The sequence below is a fragment of the Aureimonas sp. Leaf427 genome (assembly GCF_001425485.1).
Lineage (GTDB): Bacteria > Pseudomonadota > Alphaproteobacteria > Rhizobiales > Rhizobiaceae > Plantimonas.
Window position 1 is genome coordinate 294824 of sequence record NZ_LMQW01000012.1, and the last position, 24685, is coordinate 319508.

Annotated in this window: 21 protein-coding genes; 11 read left to right on the forward strand and 10 right to left on the reverse strand. The window is 67.2% G+C overall.

Features of this window, described 5'->3' with window-relative positions:
* Nucleotides 1–130: 130 nt before the first annotated feature.
* A complete protein-coding gene (locus ASG62_RS09575) occupies nt 131–775 on the reverse strand; it encodes a glutathione S-transferase family protein (protein WP_056688345.1) in 645 nt (214 codons plus the stop codon).
* 282 nt (nt 776–1057) lie between these two features.
* Here ASG62_RS09575 and ASG62_RS09580 point away from each other — a divergent pair, with 282 nt between their 5' ends.
* The 3 genes from ASG62_RS09580 (at nt 1058) to ASG62_RS09590 (ending at nt 6058) form a co-directional block, all read left to right on the forward strand.
* Nucleotides 1058–2626: a glucan biosynthesis protein gene (locus ASG62_RS09580; RefSeq protein ID WP_056689383.1), complete on the forward strand. Its 1569-nt coding sequence runs from the start codon at nt 1058–1060 to the stop codon at nt 2624–2626.
* Nucleotides 2627–2858: 232 nt separating this feature from the next.
* Entirely contained in the window at nt 2859–3725 is an 867-nt protein-coding gene (locus tag ASG62_RS09585) for an SDR family oxidoreductase (RefSeq protein WP_057180369.1), read from the forward strand.
* A 413-nt stretch (nt 3726–4138) separates the two neighbouring features.
* Nucleotides 4139–6058 (forward strand): methyl-accepting chemotaxis protein, encoded by a 1920-nt coding sequence (locus ASG62_RS09590; protein WP_056688352.1) that lies wholly within the window; start codon nt 4139–4141, stop codon nt 6056–6058.
* A 68-nt stretch (nt 6059–6126) separates the two neighbouring features.
* Here ASG62_RS09590 and ASG62_RS09595 read toward each other — a convergent pair whose 3' ends face one another.
* Both ASG62_RS09595 and ASG62_RS09600 read right to left on the reverse strand, forming a co-directional pair.
* Nucleotides 6127–7818: a formate--tetrahydrofolate ligase gene (locus tag ASG62_RS09595; protein WP_056688355.1), complete on the reverse strand. Its 1692-nt coding sequence runs from the start codon at nt 7816–7818 to the stop codon at nt 6127–6129.
* Between the two features lie 486 nt (nt 7819–8304).
* Nucleotides 8305–9006 (reverse strand): winged helix-turn-helix transcriptional regulator, encoded by a 702-nt coding sequence (locus ASG62_RS09600; protein ID WP_056688360.1) that lies wholly within the window; start codon nt 9004–9006, stop codon nt 8305–8307.
* A gap of 89 nt (nt 9007–9095) precedes the next feature.
* Between ASG62_RS09600 and ASG62_RS09605 the strand changes: the two genes are divergently transcribed.
* Together ASG62_RS09605 and ASG62_RS09610 are read left to right on the forward strand one after the other, a co-directional pair.
* Nucleotides 9096–9527, forward strand: coding sequence for a VOC family protein (locus ASG62_RS09605; protein ID WP_056688361.1), 432 nt, complete (start codon nt 9096–9098; stop codon nt 9525–9527).
* Nucleotides 9528–9575: 48 nt separating this feature from the next.
* Entirely contained in the window at nt 9576–9923 is a 348-nt protein-coding gene (locus ASG62_RS09610) for a DUF1428 domain-containing protein (RefSeq protein WP_056688364.1), read from the forward strand.
* A gap of 332 nt (nt 9924–10255) precedes the next feature.
* Here the strand turns inward: ASG62_RS09610 and putA are convergent, their stop codons facing one another.
* Nucleotides 10256–13363: a bifunctional proline dehydrogenase/L-glutamate gamma-semialdehyde dehydrogenase PutA gene (gene putA / locus ASG62_RS09615; protein WP_056688366.1), complete on the reverse strand. Its 3108-nt coding sequence runs from the start codon at nt 13361–13363 to the stop codon at nt 10256–10258.
* Nucleotides 13364–13493: 130 nt separating this feature from the next.
* Between putA and ASG62_RS09620 the strand changes: the two genes are divergently transcribed.
* The 6 genes from ASG62_RS09620 to ASG62_RS09645 all read left to right on the forward strand — a co-directional run bounded on the left by ASG62_RS09620 (nt 13494) and on the right by ASG62_RS09645 (nt 18735).
* Entirely contained in the window at nt 13494–13955 is a 462-nt protein-coding gene (locus ASG62_RS09620; RefSeq protein ID WP_056688370.1) for an Lrp/AsnC ligand binding domain-containing protein, read from the forward strand.
* A 147-nt stretch (nt 13956–14102) separates the two neighbouring features.
* A complete protein-coding gene (locus ASG62_RS09625; RefSeq protein WP_056688372.1) occupies nt 14103–15044 on the forward strand; it encodes a choline ABC transporter substrate-binding protein in 942 nt (313 codons plus the stop codon).
* A gap of 110 nt (nt 15045–15154) precedes the next feature.
* On the forward strand, nt 15155–15997 hold the full coding sequence (choW, locus tag ASG62_RS09630; protein WP_056688375.1) for a choline ABC transporter permease subunit: 843 nt from the start codon (nt 15155–15157) through the stop codon (nt 15995–15997).
* On the forward strand, nt 15994–17079 hold the full coding sequence (gene choV, locus ASG62_RS09635; protein ID WP_056688377.1) for a choline ABC transporter ATP-binding protein: 1086 nt from the start codon (nt 15994–15996) through the stop codon (nt 17077–17079). The genes choW and choV overlap by 4 nt, the downstream gene beginning before the upstream one ends.
* A 31-nt stretch (nt 17080–17110) precedes the next feature.
* A complete protein-coding gene (locus ASG62_RS09640; RefSeq protein WP_056688381.1) occupies nt 17111–17743 on the forward strand; it encodes an FMN-binding negative transcriptional regulator in 633 nt (210 codons plus the stop codon).
* A 125-nt stretch (nt 17744–17868) separates the two neighbouring features.
* Nucleotides 17869–18735 carry an AraC family transcriptional regulator gene (locus ASG62_RS09645; protein WP_056688384.1) on the forward strand — a complete coding sequence of 289 codons (867 nt, stop codon included), beginning with the start codon at nt 17869–17871 and terminating at the stop codon, nt 18733–18735.
* On the opposite strand, the gene ASG62_RS09650 is transcribed toward ASG62_RS09645, so the two are convergent.
* From ASG62_RS09650 to ASG62_RS09675, 6 genes are all read right to left on the reverse strand, one after another.
* Nucleotides 18714–19562, reverse strand: a complete 849-nt coding sequence (locus ASG62_RS09650; protein ID WP_056688386.1) for a dipeptide ABC transporter ATP-binding protein — start codon at nt 19560–19562, stop codon at nt 18714–18716. The genes ASG62_RS09645 and ASG62_RS09650 overlap by 22 nt on opposite strands.
* Nucleotides 19559–20407, reverse strand: coding sequence for an ABC transporter ATP-binding protein (locus ASG62_RS09655; protein ID WP_056688389.1), 849 nt, complete (start codon nt 20405–20407; stop codon nt 19559–19561). Before ASG62_RS09655 ends, ASG62_RS09650 begins: the two co-directional genes overlap by 4 nt.
* 3 nt (nt 20408–20410) lie before the next feature.
* Nucleotides 20411–21010 carry a hypothetical protein gene (locus tag ASG62_RS09660; protein WP_056688392.1) on the reverse strand — a complete coding sequence of 200 codons (600 nt, stop codon included), beginning with the start codon at nt 21008–21010 and terminating at the stop codon, nt 20411–20413.
* Between the two features lie 4 nt (nt 21011–21014).
* Nucleotides 21015–21956 carry an ABC transporter permease subunit gene (locus ASG62_RS09665; RefSeq protein ID WP_056688395.1) on the reverse strand — a complete coding sequence of 314 codons (942 nt, stop codon included), beginning with the start codon at nt 21954–21956 and terminating at the stop codon, nt 21015–21017.
* On the reverse strand, nt 21953–22960 hold the full coding sequence (locus ASG62_RS09670; RefSeq protein WP_056688398.1) for an ABC transporter permease subunit: 1008 nt from the start codon (nt 22958–22960) through the stop codon (nt 21953–21955). Before ASG62_RS09670 ends, ASG62_RS09665 begins: the two co-directional genes overlap by 4 nt.
* A 91-nt stretch (nt 22961–23051) precedes the next feature.
* A complete protein-coding gene (locus ASG62_RS09675) occupies nt 23052–24647 on the reverse strand; it encodes an ABC transporter substrate-binding protein (protein ID WP_056688401.1) in 1596 nt (531 codons plus the stop codon).
* Nucleotides 24648–24685 lie beyond the last annotated feature (38 nt).

Here is a 24685-nt window from a genome sequence, read left to right on the forward strand (position 1 = left end):
CCGCTTGTCAGCGAGCCTGCCACCAAAGACCGTTGAGCGTGATCGTTCTCATGGCGAGAACCGTTAGCGCGAGACGCCGCGAAGGGCAATGGGGCCTTCGGCGCAAGCCGCGCGGGAGTGTTCGCTGCCCTCAGCGGGCTCGGGCCTTCATCTCGGCGATCAGCCCGTCGTCGACCGCGCGGGCCCGGACCGCCGCCGGCCGGTCCTTGATGCGCTCCCAGTAGGCGGCGAACGCGGGACGGCGAGGGAAGATGTCGAACTGCATCATCCAGCCGAGGCTCGCCCCGACATAGACGTCGGCCGCGCTGAACCGCTCGCCCGCGAGATAGCCGCCCTCCGACGCAGCCTCGGCGACGGCGGCCTCCAGCGTGTCGACCACCGCGTCCATCGAGCCGTAGCCGACCATCTGCCGCTTCTCCGCCGGCACGTCGACGCCGAGTGCCCGGTTGACGGCGGCCGCCTCGATCGGGCCGGCCGCGAAGAAGAGCCAGCGATAATAGGCACCCCGCGCCGCCGGGTCCGGGGCAAGGCCGGCCTCCGGAAAGGCATCGGCGAGATAGGCGCAGATCGCCGCGGCCTCCGTCACCACCGTCTCCCCGTGACGGATCGCGGGCACCTTGCCCATCGGATTGACGGCCAGATAGTCCGGCGAGCGGATGGTCCGGCCGAACTCCAGGATCACAGTCTCGTAGGGCGCGCCGACCTCCTCCAGCATCCAGCGCACGGTGCGCCCGCGCGACATGGGGTGGGTATAGAGGGTGAGGGTCTCGGCCATGGCTCGTCTCCCGTTGAAGAGGCGCCTTTCTTAGCCGAGCCCCTCCCCGGCGTCTGCGGCGGGTCGCCGTCGAAAGGGCTGCCTTAGCTTTCGGGGCTTGCAATTTGCGTTGCCGCCTGTCTGAAATCCGCCCGCTTTCGTGATGAGAGGATCGCCCGTCGAAACGGACATGTGATGAAGGCTCCGCGGCGGGAATCACCCGCGATGCGCCGCCTCCCAGCCCGTCCGTCTTCGGCCAAGGCCGCTCCCGAAGGCCAGAAGCCTCGAAAGGACAAGGTGTTCATGATCGATCGCCGCCAGCTCATCCTCGCCTTCGCCGCCCTCGGGCTCGGCCCAGCCGCCGCCCATGCCGCGGCCGACGCCGCCGAGCCGGGCGCGACGCTCTCCTTCAAGCCGGCCAAGCCCTTCTCCTTCGACGCGCTCGTCGAAGAGGCGCGCGCGCTCGCCGCCAAGCCCTACGTGCCGGAGGTCTCCGTCAATCCGGCCGTGCTCGACCGCATCGACTTCGACGCGCATTGGAAGATCAAGTACCGGCCGGACCAGACGCTGGACGTGCCGGGCGGACAGGCGCCGGTGCGCATGTTCCATCTCGGCCGCTACTTCCAGCTGCCCGTCACGATCTCGGTCGTCGAGGGCGGCCAGTCGCGCGAGGTCGTCTACGATCCCGGCCTCTTCGAGATGCCCTCCGACAGTCCCGCGCGCGAACTGCCGAAGGATGTCGGCTTTGCGGGCTTTCGCGTGCTGGAGCCCGGCTCGGAGCGCGACTGGATCGCCTTTCTCGGCGGCGCCTATTTCCGCACCTCGGGCGAATCCAACCAGTTCGGCATGTCGGCGCGGGCGGTGGCGATCGACGTCGCGCTGCCCCGGCCGGAGGAGTTTCCGCGCTTCACCGCCTTCTATCTCGAACATTCCGCATCGGGCACGCTCGTCGTCAACGCGCTGATGAACGGGCCGCGCATTGCCGGCGCCATCCGCATGGACATCGCGCGCAACGGGCCGATCGTCATGGACGTGACGAACCGCTTCTTCGTGCGCGAGGATATCGAGCGGCTCGGCATCGCGGCGCTGACCTCGATGTTCTGGTTCTCGGAGACCGACAAGATCCGGCGCTTCGACTGGCGCCCGGAGGTGCACGATTCCGACGGCCTGTCGATCTGGTCGGGCTCGGGCGAGCGTATCTGGCGCCCGTTGAACAATCCCGACGCGGTGATGACCTCGACCTTTTCCGGCGCCGACCCGAAGGGCTACGGCCTTCTGCAGCGCGACCGCAACTTCGACCACTACCAGGACGACGGCGTCTTCTACGACCGGCGCGCCAGCGTCTGGGTCCAGCCGAAGAACGCCTGGGGGCCGGGCGGCGTGCAGTTGGTCGAGATCCCGACCGACGACGAGATCCACGACAATATCGCGGCCTACTGGGTCTCCACGAACCCGACGAAGAAGGGCGATGCCCTCGCCTACGACTACGTCATGACCTGGGCCAACGAGGCGCCGCGGGACGTCGCGCTGGGCCGCGTCGTCGCCACGCGCCTCGGGCGCGGCGGCATTCCGGGCCAGCCCCGCCCGAAGGGCACGACGAAGCTCGCGATCGACTTCGACGACGGCGCCATCGCCGCGCTCTCGCGCGAGGCCAAGGACGTGAAGGCCATCGCCACGGCCTCGCGCGGCGAGATCTCCAAGCTCGACTGCTATTCGCTGAAGGTCGGCACGGCCTGGCGCGCCACGTTCGACATCACCGCGGAAGGCACCGATCCGGTGGAGCTGCGCGTCTACATCGCGCAGGGCGACAAGACGCTGACGGAGACCTGCGCCTACCAGTTCCTGCCGATGAAGCCGGGACAGGCGACCTAGAGCCCGTCAGGTTCATGCCGAACCAGACAGACTCTAGCTTCCTTTGTTGTCGTTTATCTTTTCGGGATAACCGGTTCCCACTGATCCCTGACAAACTCTAAGCCGAGCGGGGACGGTCACCCCCCTTGCGCGTCGGGGCGGCCGGGTCTGCGCGGGATCGTCGATGCGGGGTGGACCGCCCGCGAGCCGGCGGCGGGTCCGCCCCATGCCGCCTTGCGGGAAAGGAATGCGCATGAGGGTCCTCGTGGCCGGCGGCAAGGGTCGCCTCGGGCGGGCCCTGTCGCTTGCCGGCGGCCCGGCCGTGCAGGGGCTTTCGAGATCGGATCTCGACATCACGGAGGCATCCGCCTTTCAAGCCGCCCTCGAGCGCCTGCGGCCCGATGCCGTGATCAACGCGGCGATCGTCGGCGTCGACGCCTCGGACGCGGACCCGGAGCGGGCGCGGCTCGTCAACGCGATCGCGCCCGGCCATCTGGCGCAGGCCTGCCGCCGCGCCGGCGTCCCCTTCATCCACATCTCGACGGACTACGTCTTCGGCGGCGAGCCCGACCGCTTGCGGCGCGAGAGCGATCCCGTGTCGCCCGTCAACGCCTATGGCCGCGTCAAGGCCGACGGCGAGGCCCATGTTCTGGACGCGGGCCCCGGCACCTGCATCGCCCGCGTCGCCTGGCTGTTCGGAGACCGCCAGGACTTCATCGCGCGGCTCCTGCAGGGTGGAAGCGACACCGTCCGCGTCACGCACGACCAGGTGGGATCGCCGACGCCGATCCTCGCCGTCGCGGAAAGGCTTCTCGACCTCGCCGCGCGGATGGCCGCGGGCGACGCGATTCCGCCGATCCTGCACCTGGCGGGTTCGCCGGCCGTCTCGCGCGCCGACTGGGTCGCGACGGCGTTTGCCGCGATCGAGGCCGCCGGACGGCGCGCCCCGACGCTTCGGCGCGTTTCCATGGCGGAGTTCGGCGACGCGGTGGCCCGCCCCCGCTACACCGCGCTCGACGGCACGCTGGCCGGCGCGCTCTTCGGCGGGCCGCTCGACTGGCGCCCGCTCACCCTGCGGGCCGATACGTTCTGCGACGAGGCCCTGCCCGGCCGATCGTAGGGCGCGGACGAAACGCTCGGACGACGGCAGGGGCCTTCTCGATTCGAGCGACCAAGCCGGTCGGCCATTCGACCGTCTCGGGTGTCGCCATATCGGAGCGGGCCCCGGGCCATCGATGTCGAGCGATCCCGACCAACGAGACTTCCTGCGCAGTTCCGGTCCGCGCAGTTCCGGTTCCAGATCAGGCAGATCGAGACGAGCCCTTGCTGCCGTTCGCATTCCATATAGTACTTGAGAATTATATAATAACGACGATTTCGAAGACTAAAAACGAACGGAATAGTTTCAGATTAACGCATGCGAAACCCTTTTTGCTCAGTCTTTGCATGTGTGACCCGATCCGGATGCCGAATTGGTGAAGAGATCACGTATCACCACCGCATCTGCTCCCTTGCAAACCCCAGGACACTTCCATGCTGTCGAAGATCACGATCCGGTCGAAGATCCTTTGCGCGCTGTTTGCGGTATCGATCACGTTTACCATCGGCATTTTCTACATGACGATGCGCTTCAACGAGACGAACAACCAGTATTACGACTTCATCACGCATGAAAGCCAAGCGGCACTGCTCGGAGCTCGCGCGTCTGCCGGCATCTGGACAGCCGTCGCGCGAGTCGGCCGCATGACCACCCTCGACAGCGACAGTGCCGAGTATCGCGATCTCGACGAAAAATTCCGGAACGACTTCAAGATCGCGACAGGCCGTTTTCAGCAGGTCGAAGACATGGTCGCGTACCGCAAGCCGGCCCTGGACAACATTCTCGGCAAGATCGCGACCATCCAGTCGAACTACATTCAGATGCTCGATCTTCTGAAGACGGGCAGGAAGGCCGAGGCCGACCAGATCAACGCGGCGACCGACGCGATCAATCAGCAGATATCGAAGGACACGAAAGATCATAACGACTTCATGGCGCAGCTCATGATCTCGGAAACGGACCGGCTGAGCCAGAGCGTCACGTTCACGATCATCGTCAGCGCCGTGGGAATCCTGCTCGGCATGGTCGCCAGCCTAATCTTGTCCATCTACATCACCCAGGCCGGCATCACGGCACCCATGGGACGGCTGCGCATGAGAATGAAGGCGCTGGCCGAAGGCGACATCCAGTCGCCGATCGAAGGCCTCGATCGCGGCGACGAGGTCGGCGCGATGGGACGCGCGGTGCAGGTGTTCAAGGACGCCGCCGTCCAGAAGCAGAAGCTGGAGGAGGACGCCGTCGCCGCACAGACCGCGCAGGCGGCCAGCCGGCAGCGCCAGTCCGCGATCGACACGGCGAAGGCGGAAGACCTCCGGATCTTCGTCCATCACGTCGAGGCCGGATTCGACGCCCTTTCCGCCGGCGATCTGACCGTTCGGATGAATGGCGCCGTCGCCGCCGACTTCGAGCCGATCCGCGTCAAGTTCAACACCTCGATCGCGCAGCTCGAGGATACGATCGGCTCCGTCGTCTCCGCGGTCGGCACGATGCGCACGGGCCTTGCGGAGATCACGATCGCCGCCGGCGATCTGTCGCAGCGCACGGAGCAGCAGGCGGCGAGCCTGGAGGAGACCGTGGCCGCCCTGTCGCAGGTCACGGCGGGCGTCGGGCGGACCGCGCAAAGTGCCGACGATGCGAGGACCGCGTCCCTGTCGGCGCAAACGGAAGCCAAGAAGGGCGGCGACGTCGTTGCCCGTGCCGTTGCGGCCATGGCGGAGATCGAGACCTCCTCCAACAAGATCAGCCAGATCATCGGCGTCATCGACGAGATCGCCTTCCAGACCAATCTTCTCGCGCTCAACGCGGGCGTCGAGGCGGCGCGCGCCGGCGAGGCGGGACGGGGTTTTGCTGTCGTCGCCCAGGAGGTGCGTGGCCTCGCCCAGCGTTCGGCGGAAGCCGCCAAGGAGATCAAGGGCCTGATCGCCGCCTCGACGGCTCAGGTCGGCCAGGGCGTCGAACTCGTCTCCGCCTCCGGCCAGAGCCTCGAGCAGATCGTCAGCCAGATCGGAGACGTGACGAACGTCATCACGCAGATGGCCCGGTCCGCCCGCGAACAGGCGCTCGGGCTGAAGGAGGTCTCGATGGCCGCCGACAACATGGACAAGGTCACGCAGCAGAACGCCGCCATGGTCGAAGAGACGACGGCCGCCGCCCAGACGCTCTCGACCGAGACCAACGAACTCGCCACCATCGTCGGGCGCTTCCGCACCACCCATGCTCAAAAGGCCCCGTCGGCACGGGACGCGAAGTCCGCACCGCGCCGGGCGGCCCCCGTCGCCCAGATGCGGACGGTCGGCACGACGGGCGCGGCCCGCAAGGCGGAGACGGCCAGCGAGGAATGGGCCGACTTCTGAACGGATCGCAGAGGTTCGACGCGGAAGGCCCATCCCGGCTTCCGGGATGGGCCTTTTTCATTCCGGCATCAGAACAGGCCCTCGATCGCGCCGTCCTCGTTCAGATGGATGCGATTGGCGGAGGGCTCGCGGGGCAGGCCCGGCATGGTCATGATCTCCCCGCAGATGGCGACGACGAAGCCGGCGCCGGCGGAGAGGCGGACCTCGCGGACATGGACGACATGGCCGTCCGGGGCGCCGCGAAGAGTCGGGTCGGTCGAGAAGGAATATTGCGTCTTCGCCATGCAGACGGGCAGATCGCCATAGCCGAGCGCCTCGAAATCGGCGAGCTGCTGCAGCGTGCCGCGCTCCATCGTGACGGCGGAGCCGCGATAGATGCGCTTCACCACCGTCTCGATCTTGTGGAAGAGGCTCATCTTCGACGGGTAGATCGGCTCGAAGCGCGCGGTGCCGCCATCGGCGAGCGCGGCGACCTTGTGGGCGAGTTCCTCGATGCCGGCGGAGCCCTCGGCCCAGTGGCGGCAGAGGACGGCCTCCGCGCCATGGCCGGCGACATAGGCCTTCACCGCCTCGATCTCGGCCGGCGTGTCGGAGGAGAAGTGGTTGACGGCGACGATGACGGGCACGCCGAAGAGCCGGATGTTCTCGATGTGCCGGCCGAGATTGGCGCAGCCGCGCGTCACCGCCGCGACATCCTCCGCGCCGAGCGCCTCCTTCGCGACGCCGCCGTTCATCTTCATCGAGCGCACCGTCGCGACGACGACGCAGGCGGCCGGCGACAAATCCGCGACGCGGCACTTGATGTCGAAGAACTTTTCCGCCCCGAGATCGGCCCCGAAGCCGGCTTCGGTGACGACGTAGTCGGCGAGCTTCAGCGCCGTTTTCGTGGAGACCACCGAGTTGCAGCCATGGGCGATGTTGGCGAAGGGCCCGCCATGCACGAAGGCGGGGTTGTTCTCCAGCGTCTGCACGAGGTTCGGCTGCATCGCGTCCTTCAGGAGCACGGCCATCGCGCCGTCCGCCTGGATGTCGCGAGCGAAGACCGGGCTCTTGTCGACGCGCGTCGCCACCACGATGGCGCCCAGGCGCCGCTCGAGGTCTTCCAGGTCGGTCGCGAGGCAGAGGATCGCCATGACCTCGGAGGCGACCGTGATGTCGAAACCGGTCTCGCGCGGATAGCCGTTGGCGACGCCGCCGAGCGAGGAGACGATCTGGCGCAGCGAGCGGTCGTTCATGTCCATGACGCGGCGCCAGACGACGCGGCGCGTGTCGATCCTCTGCTCGTTGCCCCAGTAGACGTGATTGTCGAGAAGGGCGGAGAGAAGGTTGTGAGCGCTCGTGATGGCGTGGAAATCGCCGGTGAAGTGGAGGTTCATGTCCTCCATCGGGATCACCTGCGCATAGCCGCCGCCGGCCGCGCCGCCCTTGACGCCGAAGCAGGGGCCGAGGGAGGCCTCGCGGATGCAGATCGCGGCGCGCTTGCCGATGCGGTTCAGCCCGTCGCCGAGACCGACCGTGGTCGTCGTCTTGCCCTCCCCCGCCGGCGTCGGATTGACGGCGGTGACGAGGATCAGCTTGCCGTCGGGGCGTTCGGCCAGACCTTCGATGAAGGCGGCGGAGACCTTGGCCTTGTCGTGGCCGTAGGGGACGAGATGCTCCTCGGGGATGCCGAGCCGCGCGCCGATCTCGCGGATCGGCCGCTTTTTCGCCGCTCGCGCGATCTCGATATCCGACTTGAACCCCGTCGCGCCGCCATCCATCGCCCGCTCCCGCCTTGTCCGGCCGAAGCGGCCCGTTGTCACCGGCCGCACCATAGAGAGGCCGGGGCCCCGCGCCAATCGAGCGCAGGATCAAAAGGCCGGCAAAAAGGTCGGGCGGGGAGACGGCGAAAAGCCCGGACGGGGAGGACGTCCGGGCTTTCCATCCTGTTTCATGCCCGACGACCAAGGCAGGTCCGGAAGGGGGAGCCACCTGGTCTCTGCCGTCTGGCCTTCGCCGAACGCCCGATCGGAGCGGGAGGATCTCCTCGGCGTCGCTGGCGTCGGCCCGACACGAGGATCATCGCAGCGAAGGCTGGCCCGAAGCTGGAAAGGAAGGGAGGCGAAGCTTTGACGGGACCGAACCCGGGCGCATAGGCTGGAGCGATGCCCGCTTTTAGAGCGCTCGACGGACGGTGTGGCGCCGGCGGACAATGTCCGTGGATGAAGGGCGCGGACCCTTTCCGCTCCCCTGAAACAGACATCGCGTCACGCCGGCCGCTCCGCCTTCGCCGGCAGGGGAAAGAGCGTGACGAACCAGTTGGCGAGCATGCGGTCGCCGCCGAGCATCAGCACGCCAGCCGCCTCCAGCGTCGCGAGCGGCTGGCCGCCATAGAGCGCGGCGGCCACGACCGGCGGGGCGGCTTCGAGGATCGCATCGGCACCGTCGAGCAGGCCGGGGGTGAACGCGATCGAGCCTTCGGCAAGATGGCCGAGGAAGCTCTCGCGGCCGAGGGCAAAACCGATGCGCGCGTCGATGCCCCGGGCCCGATCGGTGTCCAGCATGGTGCGCATGGAGAGGATCAGCCCGGCGGCGCTGAAGGACAGCGTCGGGTCGTGGGCCGGCGAGCGCGTGGCCCAGCGGCCGAGCGCCTGGACGATCGGCTCGGCCTCGTAGCCCCAGGGCGTCAGTTCGTAGACCCCGACATCGGCCGGCGGGGCGAGCCGACGACGCCGGAGGATGCCGGCCTCCTCCAGCCCTTCCAGGCGTTGCGTCAGCACATTGGCGCTAATGCCGGAGAGGTCGCGGCGCAGATCTCCGAAGCGCTTCGGGCCCGTCAGGAGTTCACGCACGACGAGGAGCGCCCAGCGCTCGCCGAGAAGATCCATCGCATGCGCCGCGGCGCAGGCGTCGTCGTACCGTTTCCGGCGAAGAAGATGGGCCGGCTCTGTTATTTTTTGTAACCCCATGGTTGTCAGTTCTAACCGCGTGCGGCAGCATGGGTCAACGATGGCGGCCGGGCCGGCTCGGCGCCGCAGACGGCCGGGAGGATGCCGACATGCCCAAGATGATCTTCGTCAACCTGCCGGTCTTGGACCTGCCGCGCTTCATCGCCTTCTACGAGAGCGTCGGCGCCGTTCGAAACCCGCAATTCTCCGACGACACGGCGGCCTGCATGGTGCTCTCCGACACCATCTTCGCCATGCTTCTGACCCATGCGAAATTCGCCGAGTTCACGTCGAAGCGCATTTCCGACGCGCGCGAGACGGCGCAGGTCCTCGTCTGCGTCTCGGAGGAGAGCCGCGCGGAGGTGGACCGGACGGTCGAGCGCGCGGTCGCCGCCGGCGGCACGCCGGACCCGACGCCGACGCAGGATTTCGGCTTCATGTACGGCCGGTCCTACGAGGACCCGGACGGCCATATCTGGGAGGTCATGTGGATGGACCCGGCCGCCGCCTCGGGCGGCTCGGCTCCGACGGAAGCGGCCTGAACGGGGACGCCGAATCCCACGAGGCCGCTCGAAACAGGGAGAGAGACGATGACCTATGTCGATGGATTCGTGGTCGCCGTGCCGAGCGACAAGAAGGAGGCCTATATCGAGCAGGCCCGAAAGGCGCTGCCCGTCTTCAAGGAATACGGCGCGCTGCGCATGGTCGAGACCTGGGGCGACGACGTGCCGGAGGGCAAGCTGACCGACTTCAGGATGGCGGTGAAGGCCGAACCCGGCGAGACCGTCGTCTTCTCCTGGATCGAATGGCCGGACAAGGCGACGCGCGATGCCGGCATGCAGAAGATGATGACCGACGATCGCATGTCGATGGAGGGCATGGTCTTCGACGGCAAGCGCATGATCTTCGGCGGCTTCGCGGTGATCCTCGACGCGTGAGGCGGTTGCGCGGAGGTGAGTTTGCCGGCCGCGCCCTATGCGGCGGGTCAGAGCATGGTTCTTCTCCCCTGCGGGGAGAAGTGGCCGGCAGGCCGATGAGGGGCGTGCCGGTGCGGGACGGATTTGCGGGGAGTTTTGTCGAAGGGCGCGGGTCCGAAGGCCCCTCATCCGGCTGCCGCCACCTTCTCCCCGGAGGGGAGAAGAACGCCATTCTCGACCGTCTGCGATCAGCCTGATCTCCACCCATGAGGGGGAGATGCCGGCAGGCAGAGGGGGGCTCCGTCGAGCGCCCGGCCCTTCAGTCTTTCCAGCTCTCCGGCAGGACCAACCCCTTATGCGCCCGAGTCCATCGCGATGAGGCTGGCATTGCCGCCGGCCGCGGCGGTGTTGGTCGAGACGACCTGCTCGCGGGCGAAGCGGGCGACGTAGTTCGGGCCGCCAGCCTTGGGGCCCGTGCCGGAGAGGCCGGAGCCGCCGAAGGGCTGGGAGCCGACGACGGCGCCGATCATGTTGCGGTTCACGTAGATGTTGCCGACCGTCATGCGCTCGGTCACTTCGCGGATCGTCTCGTCGATGCGGCTGTGGACGCCGAGCGTCAGACCGAAGCCGGTGCGCTCGATCGCCTCGCAGACCTTCGACAGCTCGCCCGCCTTCCAGGTCACGACGTGGAGGATCGGGCCGAAGACCTCCCGGTCCAGCGCTTCCGGCCGGTCGATCATGACGATGTGCGGCGCGACCCAGTGGCCGCCCTTCGGAAGATCAGCCGGCAAAGCGCCGGTGAAGCGGATCGCCTGCTCGCGCTTCATGCGGGCGACATGCTCGTCCAGCATGGCCTTCTGCTCGGCGTCGATGACCGGGCCGATATCGGTCGCGATGTCGAGAGGATCGCCGAGGGTCAGTTCGGCGGCGGCGCCAGCGATCATCTGCACCATGCGCTCGGCCACGTCCTCCTGCACGAAGAGAAGCCGCAGCGCCGAACAGCGCTGGCCGGCCGAGCGGAAGGCGGAGGCGACGACGTCGTCGGCGACCTGTTCGGGCAGCGCGGTCGCATCGACGATCAGCGCGTTGATGCCGCCGGTCTCGGCGACGAGCGGGACGATCGGCGCATTGCGGGCGGCAAGCGCGCGGTTGATGGCGAAGGCCGTGTCGGTGGAGCCGGTGAAGGCGACGCCGGCGGTGGCATCGTGGCCGACGAGCGCCGCGCCCGTCGCGCCGTCGCCGGGGGCAAGGATCAGGGCATTTTGCGAGAACCCGGCCTCGTGCAGGATCGCGACGGCGGCGCTCGCGATCAGCGGCGTCTGCTCGGCGGGCTTGGCGACGACGACATTGCCGGCCGCCAACGCGGCGGCGACCTGACCCGCGAAGATCGCGAGCGGGAAGTTCCAGGGCGAAATCGCGACGATGACGCCGCGCGAGCGATAGCGCAGTCTGTTCTCCTCCCCGGTCGGACCGGGCAGAGCGACGGGCGCGGCGAAGAGGCGCTCGGCCTCGCCTGCATAGAAGCGCAGGAAATCCACGGCCTCGCGGATTTCGGCGATGCCGTCCTCGACGGTCTTGCCGGCCTCGGCGGCGAGCAGCGCCATGAGAGGCCCCTGCCGCGCTTCCATGAGATCGGCGGCCTTGCGCAGCGCGCCCGCCCGCACGGCCGCCGGCACGCGCTCGGCGGCCTGAACCTCGGCCTTCGCCGCCTCGATCACCCGGCGGGCGGACTCGGCGGAGAGGTGATGGCTGATGCCGACGAGCCGGCCGTCGGCGGGCGAGCGGATTTCGACCTTCGCCGCGTCGGAGCCGGCCGCCTTGGAGCCGCAGCGCGCCTCCGGCATGCCGAGATCGGCGGTGTCGCGGGCCTTCAGGAACTTCGCCAGCGCCTTGCGGTCGCCCAGCTCGACGCCGGTGGAGTTGAGACGCGCGCCGAAGATCGCGGCGGGGCGCGCGATGCGGCCATGGCGCACCGGGCCGTTCGCCAGGAGATCGCGCGGACGCTCCAGAAGCTCCTCGACCGGCACGTCCTCGTCGCCGACCTTGGCGACGAAGGAGGAATTGGCGCCGTTTTCCAGGAGCCGGCGCACGAGATAGGCGAGGAGATCGCGATAGCCGCCGACGGGCGCATAGATGCGGCAGGAGAGCTGGCCGCCGCGCTCGGCGCGCACGGCCTCGTAGAGCGCCTCGCCCATCCCGTGCAGGCGCTGGAACTCGAAGCCGGAGGCGTCGGGACCGGCCATTTCGAGAATGGTTGCGACGGTCAGCGCATTGTGCGTGGCGAACTGGGGATAGAGCCGCGCGCGCCGGCCGAGCAGCGCCTCCGCGGCGACGAGATAGGACAGATCCGTTGCCGGCTTCAGCGTGTAGACCGGGAAGCCCTCGACGCCGCGCTCCTGCGCATGCTTGATCTCGGAGTCCCAATAGGCGCCCTTGACGAGGCGCACCATCATGCGGATGCCGGTCTCCTCCGCCAGCGCGTCCATGTGCTCGATCACGGCGAGAACGCGCTTCTGATAGGCCTGGACGGCGAGACCGAAGCCGTCCCAGCCGCTGAAGTCGGAGGAGCGCACGACCGCGTCGATGACGTCGAGCGAAAGTTCCAGCCGGTCGGCCTCCTCGGCGTCGACCGTGAAGTTCAGCTGGTAGCTCTTGGCGCGCATCGCGAGGTCGCGCACCTTCGGCACGAGTTCCTCCATCACCCGGCCCTGCTTCACGGCCGAGTAGCGCGGGTGGAGCGCCGAGAGCTTGACCGAGATGCCGGGGCGGTCGGGCAGCGCCTTGTTGCCGGCCTTGCGCCCGATCGCCTCGATCGCGTCGGCATAGGACTTGAAGTAGCGGTCGGCGTCGCCTTGCGTGCGCGCGCCCTCGCCCAGCATGTCGTAGGAGTGGCGATAGCCCTTCTTCTCCAGGCCCCGCGCGCGCTCCAGCGCATCGGAGATCGTCTCGCCCAGCACGAACTGGCGGCCGAGGAAGCGCATGGCCTGGCGCGTCGCGGTGCGAACGGCGGGGGCGCCCATGCGCTTGACCAGCGAGCCGATGACGCCCTTCGGCGTCTCGCCGGGGCGGATGATGCGGGCGGAGACGCCGAGCGCCCAGGCGGAGGCCGCCGTCAGCATGCGGTCCTCGCCGCCCTCGTGGTTCGTCCAGTCGCCCGCGCCGATCTTGTCCTCGATCAGCTTGTCCTGCGTCGCCGGATCGGGCACGCGGAGCAGCGCTTCGGCCAGAACCATCAGGGCGAGGCCCTCGCGCGTGGAAAGCCCGAACTCGCGCAGGAAGTCCTCGACGCCGCCGATGCCGCCGCTCTGGCCGCGGATCGCGGAGATCAGGCGGCGGGCCGTCGCGTCCACCGCCTCTTCGTCATGGGAAAAAGTGCCGGCGCGGCGCAGAAGCGCGGAAACGGCCGCCTCGTCCTCGGGCGCGAAGGGAGCGGAAAAGGCGGGCAAGGCGCTCTGCGACATCGACGAATCCTCGGGGGCTGGGACCGGCTTCGGGCTGCGGGACATCTAGCATTTCGCGGACCGGCGATCTCACCAATCTGCGGCGTCTCTGCCGTGACAATCCCGCCGAAAGAGCGGTATGACGACAGGTATGAGCGAGATCGACGATAAGGACCGACAGATCCTCCGGCAGCTGCAGACGGACGGGCGGCTCAGCAATCTGGACCTTGCGACCCGCGTCCACCTCTCGCCCACGGCAACGGCCGAACGGGTGAAGCGGCTCCAGCGGGACGGCTATATTCTCGGCTTCTCCGCGCGCCTCTCGCCCGAAAAGCTCGGGCGCGGGCTGATCGTCTTCGTCGAGGTCAAACTCGAGCGCACCAGTGAGGACGTGTTCGGCGCCTTCGCGAAGGCCGCCAAGGCCAATCCCGACATCATGGAATGCCACATGGTCGCCGGGGGCTTCGACTATCTTCTGAAGGCGCGTGTCGCCGACATGAACGCCTATCGCGCCTTTCTCTCCGACGCGCTCCTCAATCTGCCCGGCATTCGCGAGACGCACACCTATGCCGTCATGGAGGAGATCAAGAACACGGCGGCGATCTCTCTCTGACGGATTTTGCGCCAGACTCCGTCGTTTTCGAACGTTCCGCCTTGACGGATTCGAGGTCGTATCCCGGGGGACGGCGCCGTCTTCGCCTTGCGCGGGCTGCGCCCCTTCGCGATAGTCGTTCCAAGTTCATCATCGGAGGATACACCCATGCGCACGACGCTCTGTCTCGCCACCGCCCTCGCGCTGGCCGGGGCCGCGCCGGCCCTCGCCGCAGACCCCGCAAGCTGCGCGACCGTCCGTCTCTCCGACGTCGGCTGGACCGACATCACCGCCACCACGGCGGTCGCCTCCGAGATCCTGACCGGCCTCGGCTATACGCCCGACGTAAAGATCCTCTCGGTTCCCGTCACCTTCGCCTCGCTCAAGAACAACGATCTCGACGCCTTCCTCGGCAATTGGATGCCGGCGCAGACGGGCGACATCACCAAATATATCGACGAGGGCTCGATCGAGCGGGTCCACACCAATCTCGAAGGCGCCAAATACACGCTGGCCGTGCCGAAATATCTCTTCGACAAGGGCCTCAAGAGCTTCGCCGATCTCGCCAAGTTCCACGACGATCTCGGCGGCAAGATCTACGGCATCGAGCCCGGCAACGACGGCAACAGCCTCGTCGTCAAGATGATCGAGGCGAACGACTTCGGCACCAAGGATTTCGAGCTCGTCGCCTCCTCCGAGCAGGGCATGCTCTCGCAGGTCGCGCGCGCCACGAAATCGGAAAAGCCGATCGTCTTCCTCGGCTGGGCGCCCCATCCGATGAACACCAACTTCCAGATGGAGTATCTGGCGGGCGGCGACGCCTATTTCGGGCCGAACTTCGGCGGAGCCACCGTGCACACGGTCACGCGCAAGGGCTACTCGACCGAGTGCCCGAACATCGGCAAGCTCCTGACCAACCTCACCTTCCAGCTCGACGCGGAAAACGCGATGATGAGCGCGATCACCGACAAGAAGGAGGAGCCGGCCAAGGTCGCGAAGGAATGGCTGAAGGCGAACCCCGCCGTGCTCGACGCCTGGCTCGCCGGCGTGACGACGCTCGACGGCAAGGACGCCCTGCCCGCCGTGAAGACCGCGCTCGGCATGTCCTGATCCCGCCCCGGGGCCGGTGCCGCACGGCGCCGGCCCCGTCTGGCCGCGTGGGTCGTGCTGAGCGCCGCCCGCCCGCCCATCCGCAACCGATCGAGAGAGCGCCCCGCCCCGTGGAATGGCTTGAAGCCCACCGTCTGCCCATCGGCGACTATGCCGTGGCCGTCGTCGACTGGCTGACGACGAACGCATCGGGCGTCTTCGACGCCATCCAGGCCGGGCTCGAAGCCTTCATCGACGCGATTCTCTACTGTCTCCAGACGCCCCATCCCTTTGTGGTCATCGGCGCCTTCGGGCTGGTGGCGCTGCTGATGCGCCGCTCCATTCCCGCCTTTCTCTTCACGGTTCTCGGCTTCCTCCTCATCGTCAATCTCGGCTACTGGAAGGAGACGACGGACACGCTCGCCCTCGTTCTCGCCTCGACGGCCGTCTGCATGATCGTCGGCGTGCCCATCGGAATCGCGGCGGCCCGGCGGCCCTGGCTCTATGCAGCCCTCCGGCCGGTTCTCGACCTGATGCAGACGATCCCGACCTTCGTCTATCTGATCCCCGCGCTGATCCTCTTCGGCCTCGGCATGGTGCCCGGCCTCGTCGCGACCGTCATCTTCGCGCTGCCCTCTCCGATCCGCCTGACGCGGCTCGGCATCGCCTCGACCCCGCTCCAGCTTCTGGAGGCCGGCGACGCCTTCGGCGCGACGCCGTTGCAGCGGCTCCTGAAGGTCGAGATCCCCTACGCGCTGCCGCAGATCATGGCAGGCCTGACGCAGACGATCATGCTCTCGCTCTCCATGGTGGTCATCGCCGCGCTCGTCGGCGCGCCCGGCCTCGGCGTTCCCGTCCTGCGCGCGCTGAACTCGATCAATGTCGGGATGGGCTTCGAATCCGGCCTCGCCATCGTCCTTCTCGCGATCATCCTCGATCGCTTCTTCCGCATCGAGGAGGGTGGCCGCCGATGAGCGCGTCCCGAACATCGACGGACTGCCCGGCCGAGGCGCCGATCGTCGTCTTCGACAATGTCTCGATCATCTTCGGCAAGAAGCCGGAGCGCGCGCTGGCGCTGATCGACCAGGGGGCGACGCGCTCCGAGATCCGCAAGGCCACCGACACGATGCTCGGCGTCGCCGATGCGAGTCTGGAAATTCGGCGCGGCGAGATCGCGGTGCTGATGGGCCTGTCGGGCTCGGGCAAGTCGACGCTGATCCGGGCGGTGAACGGCCTCGCCCCGATCACGCGCGGCCGCGTTCTCATCGACACCGGCAAAGGCCCCGTCGATCCCGCGTCCTGCGGGCCGAAGCGCCTGCGGGAGCTGCGCCGCCACGAGGTGGCGATGGTGTTCCAGCAGTTCGCGCTCCTGCCCTGGCGCACGGTGGCCGAGAATGTCGGCCTCGGGCTGGAGCTCGCCGGCCGCTCGCGCAAGGAGCGGCGCGACGCGGTGCTGGCGCAGCTCGACCTCGTCGGGCTGTCCGAGCGGGCGAACTCGCTCGTCGGCGAGCTGTCCGGCGGCATGCAGCAGCGCGTCGGCCTGGCGCGCGCCTTCGCCACGGATGCGCCGATCCTCCTCATGGACGAGCCCTTCTCCGCGCTCGACCCGCTCATCCGCTCGCGCCTGCAGGACGAGCTTCTGGAATTCCAGCAGCGGCTGAAGAAGACCATCATCTTCGTCAGCCACGATCTCGACGAAGCCTTCAAGATCGGCAACCGCATCGCCATCATGGAGGGCGGGCGGATCGTCCAGGTCGGCACCGCGCAGGACATCGTGCTGCGTCCGGCCGACGACTATGTCGAGGCCTTCGTCGCGCATATGAATCCGTTGAACGTGCTCACCGCCGGCGACGTGATGACGCCGCTCGTCCCCGGCGAGAACCCGCAGCGCGTCGCCGCGATGGCGCAGCCCGACACGCCGCTTCGCCGCGTCATGATGGCCGTCTCCGGCGACAAGGGCGAGGTCGTCGTCTCTGACCAGGGCCGCATCCTCGGCCGCATCGGCGCGCGCGAGATCGTGGACGCGCTGGGACGCCATCAGGCCAAGGGCGGCTGAGGCCGACAGACTTTCAGAGGAGCCTGACGACATGTACACGCCGCCGGCCTTTCGCGACGACGAGCCCACATCGATCAGCGCGCTGATCGCGCAGACGCGGCTGGCGACCCTCGTCACGGCGACGGCGGAGGGGCTGATGGGCACCCCGCTGCCTCTCTTTCTCGACGAAGCCGAAGGTCCGCACGGGACGCTCTACGGCCATCTCGCCCGCGCCAACCGCCAGGCGAGCGTGCCAGCGATCGGCGAGGCGCTCGCGATCTTCCAGGGACCGGACGCCTATGTGACGCCCTCCTGGTATCGGACGAAGCAGGAGACGGGAAAGGTCGTGCCGACCTGGAACTACGCGGCCGTCCATGCCTATGGCGAGATCGAGTTCTTCGACGACGAAACGCGGCTCCACGCGGTGGTCAGCAGGCTCACCGATCTCCATGAAAGCGCGCGCGAGACGCCCTGGGCCGTGACGGATGCGCCGCCGGCCTTCGTGCGCTCGCAGCTGAAGGGCATTAGCGGGTTCCGCCTGCCCATCGGCCGCATCGACGCCAAGCGCAAGATGAGCCAGAACCGCTCGCCTGAAGATCGGGCGGGGGTCGCAGAGGGGCTCGGCGCGAGCGATCTGATATCCGACCGGATCGTCGCCGGACTGATTCCGACCGATCCGGGCTGATCCCGGCTGATCCCGGCGGCGAGATACCCGCCATCCCCGGCGATCCGGAAGAGGCATCGCGGACCGGCAGCGGACAGAGCAAGCGCGATCAAGACGCGCGGTCGCAAATCCTGCACCTTTCACCCATGGACAAGCCCCCGCCGAGTGTCGTTGCGCTGATGGTCGCATGGATCGAGGATCACCTCGACGACCCCCTGACCCTCGACAGGATCGCGGCCAAATCCGGCTACTCACCGTTCCACTTCTCGCGCCTATTCCTGGTCGAGATGCGGCGAAGCGTGATGAGCCATGTGCGGGGACGGCGCCTCCTGCGCGCCGCCCGGCGCTTGTCCGAAGCAGACCTTTCGCTGATCGATGTCGCATTGGAATGCGGCTTCGGTTCGCAGGAGGCTTTCACTCGCGCCTTCAAGCGTCTGTTCGGCGTAACTCCGGCACGCTTTCGGGCCGGCTTCTCCCTTGACCCTTTCGAAGGACAATTTCCGATGTCGACAGATCCGATCACCACGATGACGGTTGAACGCCTGCCCGATCTCACCGACCTTTCCGGTTTCGTCGTCGCCGGTCCGGCGCGAGACTTCGACCACGACACGAAGTCGGACATTCCCCAGCTCTGGTCGCAACTGATCGGCACTGTGCCGTTCGAGGGTCAAGTCGAAGGCTCCGCAAGCTACGGCGTCATGACGTCCCTCAATCGCGACGAGGGGAATTTCCGCTATCTCGCCGGCGTCGAGGTCCGCCCCGGCGCAAGCCTGCCGCGAGGCTTCGGATCGGTCGCGGTACCCAGCGCCACCTATGCCGTGTTTCGGATCACGCTCGACGGAGGCCCCATCCACCTCCAGATGAAGGCGGCCATGAAGGACATATGGTGCCGATCCCTGCCGGAATCAGGCCTGGAGATCGCCGAAACACCCGATTTCGAGCGCTATGACGGCAATCGTCCGCTCACGGTGCCGGGCGCGACGATCGACTATTACGTGCCCGTGCGGACCTGACCTGCCGCCTTCGCCGCCACCCGCGCCCGGATCGTTTTCGGGTCGGCCTTCGGCGTCGCGGCGAAGAGGGTGCGGGTGTAGGGGTGCCGGGGATCGGCGAAGATCGCGTCCTTGGAGCGGTGCTCGACGGCCTCGCCGAGATACATGACCATCACGTCGTCCGCGATGAAGCGCACGACCGAGAGGTCGTGGCTGATGAAGACATAGGTGAGGCCGAGTTCGTCCTGGAGATCGGCGAGGAGGTTCAGGATCTGCGCCTGGACCGAGAGATCGAGCGCCGAGACGGGCTCGTCGAGGACGAGGATCGAGGGGTTCAGCATCAGCGCGCGGGCGATCGCGATGCGCTGGCGCTGTCCGCCGGAGAACATATGCGGATAGCGGTTGTAGTGCTCGGGCTGGAGCCCGACCTTCACCAGCATGGCCATGGCGAGCTCCCGCCGCTCGTCGGCCGACTTGTCGGTGTTCAGCATCAACGGCTCGGTGAGGACGCTGCCGATCTTCTGGCGCGGGTTCAGCGAGCCGTAGGGGTTCTGGAAGACGATCTGCACCTTGCGGCGGAGTTCCCGCGAGGTGCCGGTCTTGCCGATATCGACGGACTTGCCCTCGATCAGAAGTTCGCCGCTCGTCTGGGGATCGATCAGCGTCAGGATGCGCGCGAGCGTCGACTTTCCGCAGCCGCTCTCGCCGACGATGGCGAGCGTCTGGCCCTTCTCGACGGAGAAGCTGACGCCCTTCACCGCATGGACGATCTTCGACCTGGAGAAGAGGCCGCGGCCGACGACGTAGTCCTGCCGGATGTTGCGGACCTCGAGGATCGGCGCGCTCATAGGGCGGCTCCCGCGGCGGCCGCTGCCATGACGTCGGAGACGGTCGGCAGGCGCGTGCCCGTCGCATTCTCCGGCAGGGCGGAGAGAAGAGCCTTCGTGTAGGGGCTGGTCGGCGCCGTGAAGAGGGTCAGCACGTCCGACTCCTCCATCTTGCGGCCCTTGTACTGGACGATGACGCGGTCGGCGGTCTCGGCGACGACGCCCATGTCGTGGGTGATCATGATGAGCGCCATGCCCTTGTCCGCCTGCAGCTTCATCAGGAGATCGAGGATCTGCTTCTGGATCGTCACGTCGAGCGCCGTCGTCGGCTCGTCCGCGATGAGGAGCTTGGGATTGCAGGCGATGGCGATGGCGATCATCACGCGCTGGCACTGGCCGCCCGACATCTGGTGCGGATAGCTCGACAGGCGCTCGGCGGGATCGGGAATGCCGACCGCCGTCATCAGCTCGACCGCCCGCGCGCGACGCTCGCGCCGGCCAAGATTCAGATGCTCCTTCAGCACCTCTTCCAGCTGGTAGCCGACGGTGAAGCAGGGATTGAGGCTCGCCGTCGGCTCCTGGAAGATCATGGAAATGTCCCGCCCGATCAGCGCCCGGCGCTCGGTGGGCGAGAGCTTCTGCATGTCCTGCCCGTCGAAGAGCATGGCGTCGGCTGAAACGGTCGCCGTCGCCGGCAGAAGGCCCATCACGGCCAGCATGCCGACGGATTTGCCCGAGCCGGATTCGCCGACGATCGACAGGACCTCGCCGACATCGACGGAATAGTCGATCCCGTCCACGGCCTTGAAGGAGCCGGTGGAGGTAGCGAAGGAAACGGAGAGATTGCGGACAGCGAGGAGGGGCATCGTCTAGAAAATCTCCCGATCTTGGCGTATGTTTGAGGTCGAAATTTCAGGAGACGATCCATGAACGGCCCGATCAAGCCCCTCGTCTGAAGGACCTCTCCCGCGTTCGGGAACCGTCAGACCCCAGCCCGAGATGCAGTGTTCGAGAGCAGCGAGCGCCGCCTCTCCGGACCGTCGTTGCGTGTTGAGAAGCGCGATAAGGTTCTGCGCGTAGCGCTTTCGAGCATCGGGCGGCTGCCTTGAATAACCTTCGTGCTCGATATGATCGATCATGAGGTTCGACTGCTCGGCTAAGCGATAGTATCGCACCACGGGATGGATAGCCTCCTGGGGCAAGACCGTCAGATCGGACTTCAGTGCCGCGAAGACGAAGTCCGTCCGATCGGACGGGCCGAACGGCCATTCGTCCGCCACGAGGTAGGACGCCTGATGAGGTTCCGTCTGTTCTTCGACGGCGCCGAGGCCCGCCGAAATCTCTGCATGCAAAGCGAAGACCATATCCACCTGCCGGTCCTGTCGGCGTTTGAGATCGAGAATCCGCTCGAGGCCCTTGCCGAGCAGGATACCGATCACGACGCCGACGAGACCGATCAAGGCCTGCATCGTCTCAGCTCCGCTTCAGCTTCGGATCGAGCGCGTCGCGCAGGCCGTCGCCGACGAGGTTGATGGCCAGAACCGTGATGAGGATGGCAAGGCCGGGAAAGGTCACGACCCACCAGGCGCGCAGCACGAACTCGCGGGCCTCGGCCAGCATCGTGCCCCATTCGGCCGTCGGCGGCTGGGCGCCCATGCCGAGGAAGCCGAGGGCGGCGGCCTCCAGGATGGCGTTGGAGAAGGAGAGCGTGCCCTGGACGATTAGCGGTCCGAGGCAGTTCGGCACGATGGTCGAGACCATCAGCCGGATCGGTCCGGCGCCGACGACGCGGGCGGCGACGACATATTCCCGGTTCTTCTCCGCCAGAACCGCCGCGCGCGTCAGGCGCACGAAATGGGGCTGGAGCACGAGGGCGATGGCGATCATCGCATTGCCGAGACCGGGGCCGAGGATCGCGACGAGGACGAGCGCCAGGAGCAGCGAGGGGAAGGCGAGGATCACGTCCATGACGCGCATGATCAGCGTATCCAGCCAGCCGCCGACATAGCCGGCGAGGAGGCCGAGCACGATGCCGGTGGAGACCGCGATCGAGACGACGATCACGCCGACGAAGAGCGAGAAGCGCGAGCCGTAGATGAGGCGCGAGAGAAGATCGCGCCCGACGGCGTCGGTGCCGAGGATATAGGTCCAGTTGCCGCCGGCCTGCCAGACGGGCGGCACGAGCAGCGCGGAGCGATCCTGGATCGCGGGATCGTGGGGCGCCAGGACCGGGGCGAAGATCGCGATGAGGACGATCGCCGCGAAGACGACGAGGCCGATCACCGCGCCCTTGTTGACCGAGAAGTAGAACCAGAACTCCTTCAGCTGGCGGCGGCGGATGTTCGGCTCGGGAATGCGGGAGGGAATGTCGGTGCCGATGCCCTCGGCGGCCTTGCCGGCGTCGATCTGGCTCATTTGACGCGCACCCGCGGATTGATGGCGCCGTACATGAGATCGACGGCAAGGTTCACGGCCATGACGATGACCGCGATCATGAGAAGCCCGCCCTGGACGACCGGATAGTCGCGCTTGAAGACGGATTCGACCATCCACTTGCCGATGCCCGGCCAGGAGAAGATCGTCTCGGTGAGGATGGCGCCGGCCAGCAGCGTGCCGATCTGGAGACCGATCGTGGTGACGACCGGGATCAGCGCGTTGCGCAACGCATGGACGGCGACGACGCGGAAGCGCGACAGGCCCTTGGCCCGGGCGGTGCGCACGTAGTCTTCGCCGAGCACTTCCAGCATGGCCGAGCGCGTCTGGCGCGCGATGACGGCGAGCGGGATCGTGCCGAGCACGATGGCGGGCAGGATGAGGTGGCTCAGCGCGGAGGAGAAGGCGCCCTTCGCACCCGACAGGAGGCTGTCGATCAGCATGAAGCCCGTGACGGGCGGGAAGAAGTAGAGGAGCGAGATGCGCCCCGAGACCGGTGTCCAGCCGAGATAGCCGGAGAAGAAGATGATGAGGAGAAGGCCCCACCAGAAGATCGGCATGGAATAGCCGACGAGCGCGGTGCCCATGATGGTCTGGTCGAGCCAGGTGCCGCGCTTCACCGCGGCGAAGACGCCGGCGGGAATGCCGATGACGACGGCGAGGATGATGGCGACGAGCGAGAGCTCGAGCGTGGCCGGGAAGAGCACCCCGAACTCCGAGAGAACCGGCTGCTTGGTCACGATCGACTGGCCGAGATCGCCCTGGAGAAGATGCGTCAGGAAGATCCAGTACTGCTCGTACAGAGGCTTGTCGAAGCCGAAGGAGACGCGCAGCGCCTCGTAGCGCTCCGGGCTGAGGCCGCGCTCGCCGGCGAGCGCGATGATCGGATCGCCCGGCAGCATGCGGATGAAGAAGAACGAGATGAGCGTGACGCCGAAGAAGGTCGGTATCAGGAGCCCGATCCGTTTCAGGATAAAACTGAGCATAAGGGGCCCTTACAGGATGGGGCAGCCGAAACGCAACGGGCGCCGCGGGACGTTTCGACACGTCCCGCGGCGCCCGTTGCTCAAAGGCGGATCACTCGGAGATGTCGACGCCGTCGAAGCGGTGCGAGCCGAGCGGGTCCATCTCGTAGCCGGAGATCTTCTTCGACATGGGCAGAACGACCAGGGAATGGGCGATGGTCGCCCAGGGCGCGTCCTTCTTGAAGACGAGCTGCGCCTGTTCGTAGAGCTTGGCGCGCTCGCCCTGGTCGGGCGTCGCGGACGCCTTCTTGATCAGGTCGTCGAACTCCTTGTTGCACCAGGCGGCCTTGTTGCCGGAGCCGACGCCGTTGCAGCCGAGAAGCGGCGTGACGAAGTTGTCGGGATCGCCGTTGTCGCCGGTCCAGCCGGCCATGACCGCGCCGTCGTGCTTGGGATCGCCGGCGAGCTTCAGGTACTGGGTCCAGTCGTAGCTCACCACCTCGGCGGTGACGCCGACCTTGGCGAGATCGGCCTGGATCAGCTCGGCCATGCGGCGGCCGTTCGGGTTGTAGGGACGGGCCACGGGCATGGCCCAGAGCTTCATCGAGAGATCCTTGACGCCGGCCGCTTCCAGCGCGGCCTTCGCGGCGTCGGGATCGTACTTGTCGTCCTCGACGGCGTCGTTGTAGCCCCAGAGCGTCGGCGGGATCGGGTTCTTGGCGATCTGCCCGATGCCGGGATAGACGGCGTCGATGATCGCCTGCTTGTTGATCGCCATGTTCATGGCGCGGCGAACCTCGGGCTTGTCGAAGGGCGCCTGCGTGGAGTTCCAGGCGATGTAGCCGATGTTGAGGCCCGGCTGCTCCATCACGTTGAGCGTCGCGTCCTCCTTGAGGGCCGGCACGTCGGCGGGGTTCGGATAGGCGGCCATCTGGCACTCGCCCGCCTTCAGGCGCTGGATGCGCACGGAAGCGTCCGGCGTGATGGCGAAGACGAGATCGTCGATCGACTGCTTGCCGCCCCAGTAGTCGGGATGCGCCTTGTAGCGGATGACGGCATCCTGCTGATAGGCGACGAAGGAGAAGGGACCGGTGCCGAGGGGGACCTGGTTCAGCTTCTCGGGCGTGCCGTCCGCGATCAGCTTGTCGGCATATTCCTTCGACATGACCGAGGCGAAGTCCATGGCGAGCGTCGCCAGCATCGGCGCGTTCGGCTGGTTCAGCGTCAGCTTCACCGTCAGATCGTCGACCTTCTCGAAGGACTTGACGAGCTTGGGCATGTCCATGTCGCTGTAGTAGCCGTAGGTGTTGTCACCGGCATAGGCAGCGAACGGGTTCTCCTTGTTCGACTGGCGGTCGAAGGTGAAGATCACGTCGTCGGCGTTGAAGTCGCGGGTCGGCGTGAAGAAGTCGGTCGTCTGGAACTTGACGCCCGGACGCAGCTTGAACGTGTAGACGAGGCCGTCGTCCGAGACGGTCCAGCTCTCGGCAAGACCGGGAACGACTTCCGTCGTGCCCTTCTTGAACTCGGTCAGGCGGTTGTAGGTCGTCTTCGAGGAGGCGTCGAAGGTCGTGCCGGCCGTGTAGAGGCCGGGATCGAAGCCTTCCGGCGAACCTTCGGAGCAATAGACCAGCGTCTTGGCGGATGCCGCACTGCCAAGGGTCAGGGCCAGGGCCGTCGCCGCCAGAAACGTCGAAACTCGCATCATTCCAGTTCTCTCCGAGAGACGGGACCCTCCCGCCGAAG

Excerpts from the sequence above, each read along its gene's own strand:
- ASG62_RS09665 (WP_056688395.1), bottom strand. The coding sequence starts at position 21,956 with ATGAGCCAGATCGACGCCGGCAAGGCCGCCGAGGGCATCGGCACCGAC.
- ASG62_RS09645 (WP_056688384.1), top strand. The coding sequence starts at position 17,869 with ATGGACAAGCCCCCGCCGAGTGTCGTTGCGCTGATGGTCGCATGGATC.
- ASG62_RS09600 (WP_056688360.1), bottom strand. The coding sequence starts at position 9,006 with ATGGGGTTACAAAAAATAACAGAGCCGGCCCATCTTCTTCGCCGGAAA.
- ASG62_RS09585 (WP_057180369.1), top strand. The coding sequence starts at position 2,859 with ATGAGGGTCCTCGTGGCCGGCGGCAAGGGTCGCCTCGGGCGGGCCCTG.
- ASG62_RS09625 (WP_056688372.1), top strand. The coding sequence starts at position 14,103 with ATGCGCACGACGCTCTGTCTCGCCACCGCCCTCGCGCTGGCCGGGGCC.
- choV (WP_056688377.1), top strand. The coding sequence starts at position 15,994 with ATGAGCGCGTCCCGAACATCGACGGACTGCCCGGCCGAGGCGCCGATC.
- ASG62_RS09590 (WP_056688352.1), top strand. The coding sequence starts at position 4,139 with ATGCTGTCGAAGATCACGATCCGGTCGAAGATCCTTTGCGCGCTGTTT.
- ASG62_RS09670 (WP_056688398.1), bottom strand. The coding sequence starts at position 22,960 with ATGCTCAGTTTTATCCTGAAACGGATCGGGCTCCTGATACCGACCTTC.
- ASG62_RS09610 (WP_056688364.1), top strand. The coding sequence starts at position 9,576 with ATGACCTATGTCGATGGATTCGTGGTCGCCGTGCCGAGCGACAAGAAG.
- putA (WP_056688366.1), bottom strand. The coding sequence starts at position 13,363 with ATGTCGCAGAGCGCCTTGCCCGCCTTTTCCGCTCCCTTCGCGCCCGAG.
- ASG62_RS09575 (WP_056688345.1), bottom strand. The coding sequence starts at position 775 with ATGGCCGAGACCCTCACCCTCTATACCCACCCCATGTCGCGCGGGCGC.
- ASG62_RS09675 (WP_056688401.1), bottom strand. The coding sequence starts at position 24,647 with ATGATGCGAGTTTCGACGTTTCTGGCGGCGACGGCCCTGGCCCTGACC.
- ASG62_RS09650 (WP_056688386.1), bottom strand. The coding sequence starts at position 19,562 with ATGAGCGCGCCGATCCTCGAGGTCCGCAACATCCGGCAGGACTACGTC.
- ASG62_RS09580 (WP_056689383.1), top strand. The coding sequence starts at position 1,058 with ATGATCGATCGCCGCCAGCTCATCCTCGCCTTCGCCGCCCTCGGGCTC.
- ASG62_RS09660 (WP_056688392.1), bottom strand. The coding sequence starts at position 21,010 with ATGCAGGCCTTGATCGGTCTCGTCGGCGTCGTGATCGGTATCCTGCTC.
- ASG62_RS09595 (WP_056688355.1), bottom strand. The coding sequence starts at position 7,818 with ATGGATGGCGGCGCGACGGGGTTCAAGTCGGATATCGAGATCGCGCGA.
- ASG62_RS09620 (WP_056688370.1), top strand. The coding sequence starts at position 13,494 with ATGAGCGAGATCGACGATAAGGACCGACAGATCCTCCGGCAGCTGCAG.
- ASG62_RS09640 (WP_056688381.1), top strand. The coding sequence starts at position 17,111 with ATGTACACGCCGCCGGCCTTTCGCGACGACGAGCCCACATCGATCAGC.
- ASG62_RS09655 (WP_056688389.1), bottom strand. The coding sequence starts at position 20,407 with ATGCCCCTCCTCGCTGTCCGCAATCTCTCCGTTTCCTTCGCTACCTCC.
- ASG62_RS09605 (WP_056688361.1), top strand. The coding sequence starts at position 9,096 with ATGCCCAAGATGATCTTCGTCAACCTGCCGGTCTTGGACCTGCCGCGC.